Raw genomic sequence first — 12,279 nt, forward strand, 5'->3', positions numbered from 1 at the left:
GCTTTTGTTGTGTTTTGCTGGGTAGAAGTGTTTTCTCAAAGCAACTGCCAGACAGGGTGTAGTACCCCATGACACGTGGTTTATCCTCTCTCGTCACGAGCAGATAACCACGTAAAATCTTACTGTTGTGCTGACGTTTCAGATGATCGGTGAGAAAAGTATTCAGATACTCTTCTCCACAATCGAAGTTGCTTAAATCATATTCAACTTCCTCTGAAAAAATCTCAATCCTTAAACCGTCCATTTATTACTCCAGTTCCCGGAGACGGTTAGCGGCGCGTTTCAGTCGGTCATTCGGTGCTGGCAGATTAGTGATTGCATCCATAACCAGGTTCCAGGACTCCTCATTGAGGAGCAGACGACGGTGCTGGTCAATAACTTCTGCAGCGCGTGCTGAGGCGGTACTGACCATGAACTGCGAAATTGACTGGTTAGTCATTGCTGCAGCTTCTTCGATCATGTGTTTGTCGTCTTCATTTAATCTCAGGTCAATGCGCTGCTTTTTCAGTGCTGACATGGTTTTTCTCCCAGGCCACTCTTTAATCTGAAAGAGCGGATCGTTTTGTTGAGTTCAGGACTTAAGTATTAGTGTGTACGGAGGTATGCCGTACAAATATAATAGAGTTATGGTATGCAGGTTTCAACCACTAGTTGGCTGTGGATCCGGGTACAGCACATAAAGGTACAGATAAAAGATCCCCGATGTTGATCTGTCAGGCTCAGATTACCGTTGCGGTTTCTGATTAGAAGAAACCAGAATCAAACTGTACTATGTAACTTCCGTATCATGACTCTGAGAGAAATGCAGTTTTGACATACTCTGTATTGAGAAATGAATAGATCAGTGCTCGCCGCAGTCCGGTGACCGGGCTTATGCCCGCGAACCGGCGAGGAAGCGCAATAACACAGATGCTGGCAGGAGCAGGTACGCGCTGTTGCCGGTATGAAAAGGGATCATTAAAGAACTGTCTGAATGACCTTGTCGGTCAGCAGGTTATCCACATATACAGTCATTCGATCCAGTCATAAGATCCTTAAAGCGATCCCTGTAAGATCCAAAGAAGATCCCGACACCTCTGAAAGCCGCGTCAATACTGAGCCTGGAGCCTGATCACATAAGCTGTAGCATGTTAATCATAAGCTGTAACTGGTATGTAATAAGCTGTATTATGCAAAGGATATGCTGTAATGAGCCTTTGATATAAACTACAGTGAGTATATCCCCTGAAAGTTTATCAGGGCTGTGCATAAACTGAAGCCAGTTGTCTGGCGCTTTACAGGCCATAACATAAGAACAGTGGCCGCTTTTATTCTTAAACTATCCACCGATCGGAGGCGCTCTGGACAAGGACAATCTGGACATAAAAAAGCTGTTTGAAGAGGTGGATAAATCCTCCGGTGAAGTGGTTAACCTCACGCCCAATGCCAGCAATACCGTACAGCCTGTGGCCCTGATGCGGCTGGGGGTGTTTGTTCCCACGCTCAAATCACTGAAAAACAGTAAAAAGAACACGCTGTCGCGGACTGATGCGACGGAAGAACTGACGCGTCTGTCTCTCGCCAGAGCCGAAGGGTTTGATAAGGTTGAGATCACCGGCCCCAGGCTGGATATGGATAATGACTTCAAGACCTGGGTAGGGGTGATCCATTCCTTTGCCCGGCATAAAGTCATCGGCGATAAAGTTGAGCTGCCGTTTGTCGAGTTCGCCAAACTCTGCGGGATCCCCTCCAGTCAGTCATCACGCAAGCTTCGTGAACGTATAAGCCCCTCACTCAAACGTATCGCGGGTACCGTGATCTCATTTTCCCGCACAACTGAAAAGCACACCAAAGAGTACATCACACATCTGGTGCAGTCGGCTTACTATGATACGGAAAAGGATATCGTCCAGCTGCAGGCCGATCCACGTCTGTTTGAACTGTATCAGTTTGACCGGAAAGTGCTGCTGCAGCTCAAGGCCATCAATGCCCTGAAGCGCCGGGAGTCCGCTCAGGCCCTGTATACCTTTATAGAGAGTCTGCCGCGGGATCCGGCGCCGATATCACTGGCGCGTCTTCGGGCCCGTCTTAACCTGAAATCCCCGGTGTTCTCTCAGAACCAGACGGTGAGGCGTGCCATGGAGCAGCTCCGGGAGATTGGCTATCTGGATTACACTGAGATCCAGCGGGGACGCTCCAAACTCTTCTGCATTCACTACCGCCGGCCCAAGTTAAAGCCACCTCATGATGAGAGTGCGGAGAACCCACAGCTGCCTGCCGCACAGGGGGATGTCAGTCCGGAGATGGCCGAAAAACTGAAACTCCTCGAGAAACTGGGCATCACCCTTGATGACCTGGAAAAACTCTTCAAATCCCGCTGAACATAAGCTGTAGTGAGTAATCTATCCCGGTTTACTTACTACAGCTTATATTACTGTCTTTGATTAGTGTTCTGCTCACTACAGCTTATATAAGCAGTGATGAGCCCAGCCCATACCGGAAACCCATCCTTCCTGATCCACAACCCCTTAAGAATGGCATGCCTGTTACTGCCGGAGCCCAGCGAATCCGCCGTGCCCCTATAGATCGTAATCTGCTCACTATAGCTTATGTTGCCTGCTACAGTTTATTTCACTAACTACAGCATATCTCAGGGAGGATTTACTCACCACAGCTTATATAAACTGTGGTGAGTGACATTGTCACTTCAGAGGGGGGAGTGTCCGGAGGATCTGCGCGGCGTCATGCCCGTCACCGGTGAACGGCACGGCCAGTGTGGCCGCCATGTCCAGCGCAAACACTCGCGTATACACCTCCATCGAGCGCGGATCCTTGTGACCGGCCAGCGCCTGAATAACCTTCCTGGGCTGGCGGTGATAAAGCATGTGCATGATATAGCTGTGCCGGAAAGTATGGGGCGTCACCGGAATCGAAAAATGTACTCCATCAGCTTCGGCCCGCTTCACGGCCTGCTTCAGCCAGTTCCGCATGGTTTCGTCGGTGACGGCCCACAGTGGTTCACGCCGGCGGGGACGGGTGGTGACCATCCAGCTCTCCAGCTGCCTGACATAGCTTATATCTGTCAGCGGGACCAGACGGACCTCATCTTTTGGCGGGCGGCCACGTCGCGCGCGGACTTTTTCAGACAGCACCCGCACAAACGGCCTTAAGCCGTCGAGATCAAACGACTCCGGCGTCAGCGTTCTGGCTTCTCCGATACGGATGCCGGTGTTCCACATCGTGGCGAACAGCATGTGATGTCGCTGGTCGGGCATATACCAGAGGAGGGCGCTCACTTCCGGGGCCAGAAGATAGGCCGGGGTGGCACCGGTGGAGGTGGCCATGCGTCGTAATGCCACGGCGGTCGCAAAATCAACGCCCGGGGCGATCGGCAACAACGAAACGCGTTCTGGTGAATTCTGCAGGGGAATGACGTTGTTCATCAGTTATTTTTCACGTAGCGCACGCACTGTTTATGGATACAGGTATTTTGCACCTGGCCGGCCGATCCTGCCATGACAATAAATCGCAGCGCGCAGATCCTTTTATTGTCTTATCCCGCATTATTGCGGGTAAAACCAAATGCGTAAAGGATCCTTTTTCCGTTCAGATCCACGGTGAAGCCAGTCACGACGGGGCCTGCAGGCGCTTTTACGGTTTTTGGGAGAATTGGGGTAATGCCAGGACAAACAGGATCGAAGAAAAATTAGAGCAGGGAAGATGAGGATGCGCTATGTGAATTCTGACGTGGTACACCCCTGTAACCCCGTCAGTTTTCACGCTACTGTGTGACTGCCCGCATCGCGGTACTGACTTAATATATAATTTGCGGAGGAGTACCGGTTGATAATAACAGCCATAATATACAGGCTCGAACAATTCATCCGTAATGCAAGGGAATTGCGTTTGCTATGGTCTAAAACCCCCGTATTTTAATGACAAGAAAGGGTTACCGGACGAGTCAATATATTCATATGATAAGCAAAAACAGACACTATGAAAGTAATCTATGCCGGTAGCCGACACCAGTCATCTGATTTGCACCTCAGAAGAGTAAGATGGATGTAAAGTTAAGTAAAAAAGTTCCCCCACTGCTCTGGCGGGAAAGCAATATCCTATGCTGAACTAAAAAGCAGGTTTGTGAAGAATATTAAAATCAGCTATTTCTGTCCAGCCAAAGCAAAAAGCACCCATCATAGCCGTATGTAAAATATAAATTTTTCATCCTATTATATTAATAGTCATAACAAAATAAGATATTTTTAGCATTAAGTCCAGATGCATTCCCTATAATAGTCAACCAGGAATTTTACGATAAGTGAAACATTATCGTTGGCAATATCAATTAAACTAAGGAAAATCTGTAAGAGATGAAAAAGAAAATCGATGACTATATTCTTTCATGGATCGAGGACAATATAGAATCTGAGAGAAAGATCACTGACCTGGTCAGTGAAACCGGTTTTTGTCGAAAAACAATAGAGACCTGGTTTAAGCGTGAAAATGGAATATCTTTAGGTAACTACCTGTATAGTCGAAGAATGACTCGAATTTCAGTTTTATTGAGATATACATCTATCTCGGTAACTGAGATAGCAGAGTTATTTCATTACAGCAGTACTCAAAACTTTTCCCGGGCATTTACAAAATATACAGGAAAGACACCTACGCGCTATCGTTATGATAAAATCTGGGACTGTTCTACCTTACAATGCTCTCTGATAAAAAAAGGGAAATATGAGCCTCCGATAAAATATTGCTCCCTGCCCGACATGTACATAAAGGGTGAAACGAAAAAGATAAAAGAACATTTGCAAAACAGCATAGAGGTTCTTAACACTTGCTTTTCAACTGTGGAGGAAATTTTATCAGCAGGGATAAATGAGGTATACATGACATGTCGCACGGATAAGTGTGCAACATTATTTGACAGCAGAAACAAAAATATAGTTGCAATATTAACAGTTGGGATACTGTCAGATGCAGCACAAAAAGAATCAGTAATGGTACCTGGCGGTGATTATATTTATTATGAGTTTTCAGGTAGCTGGAATGATTATGTATATTATACACGGTTTTATCATATAAAATTAATGGCTGAGAATAATATCATTTTTGAAGATAGACAATACATAACAACTTTTAAGAGAAATATTAGCATTAATGGTTATGATTTTACTGTCTATATTCCTGTGGTAATGACTAAAATACAATTATTATAAAAATTATGTTTTATTAAGTATGTGATTGAAAGGCTTCATGGGATGGCGAAAAAACGATGGCTGCAAACAGGATTTATGGTTCAGTGCGCTAGAAAAATGGGTTTCAGGTTAAAAATGGCACTACACGGTCATTTTCACACGTAAACTCACGCAGATCTGCGTCCTCATTCGTATAATGCGTGCTATTGTTCATGGTCAAGCGCTCTCTAAAGAAGCGATTCAATCTCCTAACCATGAACTTTGAGGTAAGGCCTTTTGGCTTAGTTAACAGCATTTAAAATATATGTTTGTGGCCCCCTGCTCTGAAGAACAGGGGGCCAGCAACGTACAGGCATGAACTTGACAGACTACGTGTATATTTTTTCTTTAACCTGGCTGATGTAGTGGTCAAGTAATACTGGTCGCAGTTTTACAGTAAAAATAGTACCTGTTCTCGGCTCTTCCGGCGTCTGCCTTCTCCGTCTATGTTCTGTCAAATCTAACCTCGCAGGTCTGTACCATGGTGTCCGATGAAGGCGCACAGTTACCACCCAGACAAGGATAATCTCTATCTCATAAAGTGGAGATGAACTTACTGATTTCTACAGAAAGAGAAGAATGACCGTCCTCCAGTATCAGTCAGATGTTACTTATCCTGAGGATGTTACTCATTGCCTCAAGGTTGACAGAGGTTTTGAATCATTCCGAATTATTTTCCCAATCCAGAGAACATGGGCTGAAGTACTTTACTCCTTACAAGTTAAGATGGAGTTTACATTATTCTGATTTTTATGTGTTTTAAGTGCTTTCATCATATGCTTACAAATAGAATAAATAATTCTATAGCCACCAGTGAAGACTTAGTTAATACCCATTTGCAAAAAAAAACACCAAGTTTATCTTGGTTCAAATCATGGTTTTTTGTTAATTATTTGTATTATTAATGCAGTTAGTTTAACAATGACTTTTCTCTATTTGTTGAGGAAATCACCTTGGTGTGTTTATTCTGACAGTCTTAACAAACCATTACATAATATTTCGATAAAATTTCAGAGTGATTCATAGTGTCTTTTTTATTATGATGATTTACGGGAACATATTATATATGATTTTAATCGTTGTGTTAGATGTAAGGCTGAGATAAATAATAATGTGGAAAAAAAACGTCGTAAACATGATAATCTCTATGCTTGTTTCTGCAGTAGTGTCGGTCTGCATTATACTGGGAAGTTTATTTTTACCTGGATCTACAGGTAAAGGAGGGAATACCATCCTTCAGGAAAGTGACAAAGAAGAAAGGTATTCAGTAGGTTATCTTTCTGCAGGAAAAATTAATCCCCGTAGAGAGTATCCTCTGCAGGTGCCTGAAGGTCAGGCACGGGGACAAATTCCTCCACATCAAGGCGCATCACTGGAGGGTAATATCCATGCCAGGTTCAGCGTTGTTTTCTGAAGATCACTCTATGTTATTTATATAATGATATATCTAATACCAGATGATGACTTTTCGATTAGTACCCTGTGTAAGTTTTAACAGACAGCCTGAATGTACTGCATATCCTTGGCCTAATAGGTTATAAAAACTAACTTCTTGACGTTTGGCTCCCCCATTATAAGATGTTAGTAATATATGGAGGTAATCTTATTTTGAGTATTCCTCCATATGATATTAACTCAGATAATATGGAATTATATCCTTAATTTTTCGCCACAATAGTTGTAACTCCTTGATTTTGATGGAAAGATAACCCTGATTTACATTGTATTTTTCACAAACCGTGTTTCTTGAGCATCCATAAACAAAAAAATCAGTTAATGCATTAATTACCTTTTCACTTCTGATTGATGAAATGTCAATTAAAACAAAAAACATTTCTTTATTAACTTTGCCCTGGCAAAATAATCCACCGGTGTAATGAGTCGATTTTTCACTGTACACTAAAGTTCCTTCTTATGTATATATCGAATATGAATTAGCATTAAATAAAATTACATAAACATTACAATATCCCTTTCCTTTACAAGGTGCGTAAGGACAACATTTAAATATTGAAATTAAATTCCAAAATGAACGTGGAAATTTTTCATTAATGATATTCTATTACACTTTCTAAAAAAAATGTTTCATTTTGCGAAAAATAATCCATAATTCTATGTTATATAATTGTTCACGCAAGGTGAATGTTGCCGCCAGATTTTCATTATTATCAAGCGGACGGTGAACATCGAAATCGTGGCGTGGCGGCTTCGCAAACCGGCGGTTGTAGTCAGCCATGAACTCTTCGGCAAAGGCGTTTGCGACCTCAGGTGTACTGATACCACGGAGCCGCAGCTCCTTGACGAGGCGGTCCTGCAACGTCAGGTGAGCCGCTCAACACGGCCCTTGGCTGAACTGGTATTGCCACAGATACCGGTGATGTTAAGCTCGTTCATGGCACGGCCGAACTGAGTCTGGCCATTTCCGCCAGTGGCCTGCTTGTTGTTGATCCTGAAGACGCTGGCCTTGTCGCTGTAGAACGCCAGAGGCTTACCGTAACGCTCCAGATAGCCCCGGGTGGCTTCAAAATAGGTGAAAGTGGACTCAGAACTGACGAACAGAAACTGCATCAGCCGGCTCGTTGCATCATCAACGTAAACGAGCAGTGTGCACGCCGGACCACGATCCTGGAACCAGTGATGCTCACAGCCATCAATCTGGATGAGTTCTCCGGTGCTGGCCCGACGCGGACGCGGCTGATGTACACGCGGCGGCCGCAGCTTGCTTATGTTAAATTTCCTACGAAGGTCCTTTACTTCCCGTATAGCATCCATGCATTGATAGTTCAATACGTCATAATTTAAGCTCTTCGTGTACGTTTTACTTTTCTTCAAGTTTAGATTCACTATTTTGAGTTGGATTAATATTTTTCTTTTCCATTATATCATTGTATTTATCTACAACTCACCTTTCATCATATTCTTGGCTTCTTCTGTTCCCGCTTCGAACAACGTGTCACGTTTTTCTTTCCCTGAAAATAGTGATGTACCACCAACACATAAAACAATCACAAAAATTGAGGCGAAAATAGATGACACTGCATATGTTAAATTACCAAAAGCCCATTGTCTTTTTGATGTTTTTTTGACTGGATCGGTTTTAACCTTCTTGATAAACTCTTTCTCTACTTTTTGCGCTATCTTACGTGTATATATTGCATGCACACTTTGGGCCTCATTATGTAGAAAGCCCTGCATTATCGCATCGGTAGCAACATAAGTATGTTAGCGTTTATTTTTCCTCAGCTCTTTATCGCCACATATCGTGGTTTACTCCCAAAAAAATACATTATGTACGTCGTTTTTTGCGACTCTGTCAGAGTGATTTGGTCTTTAGAATAGGCAACATCGATATAGGTGCTAATCACCCGAACTGCGAGGTCAAGCAGCTTGCCGCGATAGCGTTCATCCGACATCATCTTCTGGGCGATACTCCCTTTATATTGCGCATAGCGAACAATGGCTGGATGAACGTTACCAAACTGGAGTAACTGCGGTACTGCTGACGGCGTGTCACTTCTGAGATAGTTGGATGCCTAACAGAATAAGGTGCCATTTTTTATGGCGAGGCCAAAGTATTCTCTCTGGCAAAAGTGAATTAAAAAGCACAGCCAGTTTTTTGTATTGAGGGCGTGGTTGTTCGATGTTGGATCAGAGCATAGACGCAGCTGGAGTCAATATCCTTAAGGGCGAAGTGGATATTAAGAAAAAGTCTTAAAATAAAACAGATTATTTAACCTCCGCTACTTAAATCATGTGGAAAGAAAGACTATAAAATTACTGAAATTTCATTAAAACGGATTTTTCTTTTAATTTTTTGTTTTTACAAAACATCATGTAAAACACATTGTTTCAGATAATTACAAGGCGTAGCCTATAGATTCGCACTTGAATGTTTTTATTTTTTTGTTGTTTCTTCAGTTTACCTTGTATTTCTTTTTTATCAATTACATCGCGTGTCGGTTTGATTTATTCATTTGCATATGAGGGGGTTATATATATATATTGAAATGATATGACAATCATAAATGGTAAGAGTGTTAAATGAAATACATAATTGTCTTTGACGATAACCTCTACAATCGCACAGGAATTTACTCCTTATTCAAAGGAAGGTTAAGCGGTGTAAGGTTTTTGGATTCAGTTAATCCTGAAAACTTTGCAAAAGCCTCTCTGATAATTTGTTCTTTCGTGCTACTCAATAAAGTAGCATCCTTTTTGTGTCAAAATAAACAGTATAATCCCAAAGTTATTTGCATGACAGATAAGTCTGAAAATTTAAATATAAGAGCATTGCCATCATGCTTGAATACTATCATGCTGATATCGAATGATATAGCCGTATTGCATTTTTATAACTTAGTAGTGAATTGTTTAACTTCACAAACTAGCTCTTACCAAAGAAATAATTGTGATTCTTGTATGAGAAACTATTTCTCCCCACAACAACTAAATATCTTATCCAGATTTTTTAATGGGCAATCAGTTAATGACATATCGAATGAGTTAATGATCAGTAAGTCAACCATTTATTCTCACAAACGTTATGTCATGACCCGATATAATTTAAGGACAAAGCATGAACTTTATTTTTTTTGGAAGTTGGTTAATAATCGGATACGTGATAGCTGATAATGAATGTTCGTCTAAAGTTTTAGGGTAAAAATATGTCACCAGAAGACAAGGTTCTATTTTTATTTAAGGAGAGCATGCTGCTTTTAAGGACTATTTACTCTATAAAACCATATGGGATAAATCATCCCAGACAACTTGGTGAAAACCTGAAACAAATATACAACACGCTTGAAGAGCATCTCAACCTTAAACTCAATGAAATTAATAAGGATAAATAAATTCCATAGGTAATATGTGCTCCCTCTCCCGGTTCAGGGGGTATAAAAAGGAGAGGGGGACATATACTATAGCCATAACAAAATTTCGCAAGTACTTATTTTAGTTCATCTTAATCAGCAGTAATTTCGAGAATAGCACTGCCCGCAAATCCCCCTCCGGTATCTTTAATATTGCGAGGTGCCGTATTGACTTTCGAGTTAATCCGGAGGTAACCAGTATCTGCTGAGTTTAATCGTCCAGAAAGCTTCAGCGGTGAATTATTTACCGTAGATACCCATAAGGTACCATTAATGACCCCCAACCCAACTCCAAGATATGTATCATTATTTATTACAGATGGGAGTGTGTTTATCTGAGGTGTCGCACCTCGTAATTTATACGAAAAGGAAGTAATCATGTTGCATGATATTTGAGCATCATAATGCTTCTGATGCTCTCCTGTTCCCGCTGATAGTTCCCCATATAACATTCTTGCGTTTCCTTTATTTGATATATTACAGACTGCTTTATTTTCTTTGTCTTTAACGTTTACTTTTAACCTGTAATTGATATACCCTTTTACTCCACCTACCCTTTGCCATGAAAATAACATTACATCAAACTCATATGACCCTTGGATGATTTTTTTAGCAGGATCACATGCTGTTAATGTGTAATTAGTACCAGTGTGCCTATAAGTTAATTCTCCTCTTTCTGTCTTAAAGACAGTATGCTCTTTACTTATATTGCTGTTCCAGTCCCTTGTTTCTACAGTTCCACTACCCTTTCTAACACTGGAACGACCGGTAAAGCATATATTACCATGGCTTTTCACTGATTCGATTCTTATATTTCTTCCATGTGTTTGTGGCTTCGGTTTTTCACATTTTATAGAACCTACAGAGCCAATATTACCATTAACACTTCCTTTATAAAACCCATCAATAGTTTCAATGTTTATGTTACCTATATCTTCCTTTTTTTTCCTGGTCTCTACTCCATCCAATAAACATTGCATGGCATCTCCTTTAAAAGAGATGAACAATATGAAAAAAAAACAAGGTTTAATCATGATACCCTCAAAGATTTTATTAAATATTTTAAGCAACCATTTATGGTGTGGGCTTTCCCTTCAAAAAATACGGATGCAAAATGACATCATATCAAAAAAACAGTTAAACCTGGCCGGGAGTTACTGCACACCTAATGTGTTATGCTGAGTTATTTTTTACCTCAGGTTCTTATTTCTGGATAGGTTACTCAATACATCTATTGAGATATTTGCGCATAGTTTATCCGCATGATAACGATAATATGCGTCAATAGCCTGTTGGGTGTAACTGGATACATCCTCTCTCACACCTGTATAAATACCAGCCCCGGACATCAAAGCATCAAATTCCTGCTGTCGCGTTGCATATACTGTACCGTTAATTTTCTTCAATGCTTCCAGTTCGCGTCGACAACGCTCCATTCGGACGGCATCATCCATAGTGTCAGACGCCACGCTGGTTTCAATCGACAGTTTATTATTGTCAGTTATTATTGTTTTTTTATCTCTGAAAGAACATCCTGAAACTATCATCACAATCATAACTACCAGCAATAACTTAGCTTTTACCATTATTTATTCCCCACCATCAGGCGTTAGTTATCATCTCTGACCTCTCAGAGATAACTTATACTCATCGTCATCGTGGCCGAGAATTTTTTGGCCTGCAAAACTGTATTATTTCCTTTCCATGGTACTGCGGTGAAGGTAAACTGACCACTGGCACCATTTCCCGTCAATCCCCTGGCGACAGGATAACCGAATACACCTTTATAGCCACCCACGCCAATTTTTAGTGGGAACGAAGTGTCCACTCCACTTCCCTGGTACAGCGCAATTCCGAGGCGTCCCGCATTTTCACCTGTGGTATCCAGCACGTTATTATCCGCTACGTTGCCCATTGCATTGCCCGAGACCACGATATAAGGTGTCCCCTGATAAGATGTGCAAGTCAAATTCAGGGTTCTAATCACTGCAGATTGCACACCATCCACTTTCTGAAGAGATATTTTGTCGAACGACACATTAACTACAGCATCGTCATTTATTTTACAGGGTGGAATATATATATTCCCTTCTATACTTACGGTTACTTCATCAGCATAAACGCTACCAGCGTCCCCGCAGACAAGCACAATCAGGCCGACAACTCTAAACAGGATGTTCATACCCCTCCTA

12 protein-coding genes and 3 pseudogenes are annotated in these 12,279 nt (G+C 41.7%); 4 read left to right on the plus strand and 11 right to left on the minus strand.

Annotation, left to right across the window (positions count from 1 at the left end; all coding sequences use genetic code 11):
* The 3 genes and pseudogenes from OGY09_RS07260 to OGY09_RS25400 all read right to left on the minus strand — a co-directional run.
* Positions 1-244: pseudogene (locus tag OGY09_RS07260) on the minus strand (N-acetyltransferase); the annotation flags it as partial.
* 3 nt (positions 245-247) lie between these two features.
* Entirely contained in the window at positions 248-517 is a 270-nt protein-coding gene (locus OGY09_RS07265) for a type II toxin-antitoxin system TacA family antitoxin (protein ID WP_286590154.1), read from the minus strand.
* An 801-nt stretch (positions 518-1,318) separates the two neighbouring features.
* On the minus strand, positions 1,319-1,627 hold the full coding sequence (locus OGY09_RS25400) for a hypothetical protein (RefSeq protein WP_502873202.1): 309 nt from the start codon (positions 1,625-1,627) through the stop codon (positions 1,319-1,321).
* On the opposite strand from OGY09_RS25400, the gene OGY09_RS07270 reads away from it, so the two are divergent.
* A complete protein-coding gene (locus tag OGY09_RS07270) occupies positions 1,611-2,360 on the plus strand; it encodes a RepB family plasmid replication initiator protein (protein ID WP_502873203.1) in 750 nt (249 codons plus the stop codon). The genes OGY09_RS25400 and OGY09_RS07270 overlap by 17 nt on opposite strands.
* A 321-nt stretch (positions 2,361-2,681) precedes the next feature.
* On the opposite strand, the gene OGY09_RS07275 is transcribed toward OGY09_RS07270, so the two are convergent.
* Positions 2,682-3,422 (minus strand): tyrosine-type recombinase/integrase, encoded by a 741-nt coding sequence (locus OGY09_RS07275; protein WP_286590157.1) that lies wholly within the window; start codon positions 3,420-3,422, stop codon positions 2,682-2,684.
* A gap of 927 nt (positions 3,423-4,349) precedes the next feature.
* Here OGY09_RS07275 and OGY09_RS07280 point away from each other — a divergent pair.
* On the plus strand, positions 4,350-5,201 hold the full coding sequence (locus OGY09_RS07280; RefSeq protein WP_286590159.1) for a helix-turn-helix domain-containing protein: 852 nt from the start codon (positions 4,350-4,352) through the stop codon (positions 5,199-5,201).
* A gap of 1,165 nt (positions 5,202-6,366) precedes the next feature.
* Entirely contained in the window at positions 6,367-6,633 is a 267-nt protein-coding gene (locus OGY09_RS07285) for a hypothetical protein (protein ID WP_286590161.1), read from the plus strand.
* A 216-nt stretch (positions 6,634-6,849) separates the two neighbouring features.
* Here OGY09_RS07285 and OGY09_RS07290 read toward each other — a convergent pair whose 3' ends face one another.
* From OGY09_RS07290 to OGY09_RS07305, 4 genes and pseudogenes are all read right to left on the minus strand, one after another.
* Complete coding sequence (locus tag OGY09_RS07290; protein ID WP_502873204.1) at positions 6,850-7,119, minus strand: PapB/FocB family fimbrial expression transcriptional regulator; 270 nt, start codon at positions 7,117-7,119, stop codon at positions 6,850-6,852.
* 225 nt (positions 7,120-7,344) lie between these two features.
* Positions 7,345-7,940, minus strand: a pseudogene (locus OGY09_RS07295) (ISNCY family transposase); the annotation flags it as partial.
* Positions 7,941-8,114: 174 nt separating this feature from the next.
* Entirely contained in the window at positions 8,115-8,414 is a 300-nt protein-coding gene (locus OGY09_RS07300) for a hypothetical protein (RefSeq protein ID WP_286590163.1), read from the minus strand.
* Between the two features lie 95 nt (positions 8,415-8,509).
* Positions 8,510-8,742: pseudogene (locus tag OGY09_RS07305) on the minus strand (TolC family protein); the annotation flags it as partial.
* 896 nt (positions 8,743-9,638) lie between these two features.
* On the opposite strand from OGY09_RS07305, the gene OGY09_RS25255 reads away from it, so the two are divergent.
* Positions 9,639-9,848, plus strand: a complete 210-nt coding sequence (locus OGY09_RS25255) for a LuxR C-terminal-related transcriptional regulator (protein ID WP_353622466.1) — start codon at positions 9,639-9,641, stop codon at positions 9,846-9,848.
* Between the two features lie 331 nt (positions 9,849-10,179).
* Here OGY09_RS25255 and OGY09_RS07310 read toward each other — a convergent pair whose 3' ends face one another.
* The 3 genes from OGY09_RS07310 to OGY09_RS07320 form a co-directional block, all read right to left on the minus strand.
* Positions 10,180-11,067: a hypothetical protein gene (locus OGY09_RS07310; protein ID WP_286590164.1), complete on the minus strand. Its 888-nt coding sequence runs from the start codon at positions 11,065-11,067 to the stop codon at positions 10,180-10,182.
* Between the two features lie 210 nt (positions 11,068-11,277).
* The gene (locus OGY09_RS07315; protein ID WP_286590165.1) at positions 11,278-11,673 is read right to left on the minus strand and encodes a YuaE family lipoprotein; all 396 of its coding nucleotides are present in this window, start codon (positions 11,671-11,673) and stop codon (positions 11,278-11,280) included.
* Positions 11,674-11,717: 44 nt separating this feature from the next.
* Positions 11,718-12,269: a fimbrial protein gene (locus tag OGY09_RS07320; protein WP_286590166.1), complete on the minus strand. Its 552-nt coding sequence runs from the start codon at positions 12,267-12,269 to the stop codon at positions 11,718-11,720.
* Positions 12,270-12,279: the final 10 nt, after the last annotated feature.

The organism is Citrobacter sp. Cpo071, from assembly GCF_030332765.1.
Taxonomy (GTDB): Bacteria; Pseudomonadota; Gammaproteobacteria; order Enterobacterales; family Enterobacteriaceae; genus Citrobacter; species Citrobacter portucalensis.

Coding starts and splice junctions, on each gene's coding strand:
- OGY09_RS25255 (WP_353622466.1), top strand. CDS start 9,639: ATGAGAAACTATTTCTCCCCACAACAACTAAATATCTTATCCAGATTT.
- OGY09_RS07285 (WP_286590161.1), top strand. CDS start 6,367: ATGCTTGTTTCTGCAGTAGTGTCGGTCTGCATTATACTGGGAAGTTTA.
- OGY09_RS07315 (WP_286590165.1), bottom strand. CDS start 11,673: ATGGTAAAAGCTAAGTTATTGCTGGTAGTTATGATTGTGATGATAGTT.
- OGY09_RS07265 (WP_286590154.1), bottom strand. CDS start 517: ATGTCAGCACTGAAAAAGCAGCGCATTGACCTGAGATTAAATGAAGAC.
- OGY09_RS07280 (WP_286590159.1), top strand. CDS start 4,350: ATGAAAAAGAAAATCGATGACTATATTCTTTCATGGATCGAGGACAAT.
- OGY09_RS07270 (WP_502873203.1), top strand. CDS start 1,611: ATGGATAATGACTTCAAGACCTGGGTAGGGGTGATCCATTCCTTTGCC.
- OGY09_RS07320 (WP_286590166.1), bottom strand. CDS start 12,269: ATGAACATCCTGTTTAGAGTTGTCGGCCTGATTGTGCTTGTCTGCGGG.
- OGY09_RS07300 (WP_286590163.1), bottom strand. CDS start 8,414: ATGCAGGGCTTTCTACATAATGAGGCCCAAAGTGTGCATGCAATATAT.
- OGY09_RS07310 (WP_286590164.1), bottom strand. CDS start 11,067: ATGCAATGTTTATTGGATGGAGTAGAGACCAGGAAAAAAAAGGAAGAT.
- OGY09_RS07275 (WP_286590157.1), bottom strand. CDS start 3,422: ATGAACAACGTCATTCCCCTGCAGAATTCACCAGAACGCGTTTCGTTG.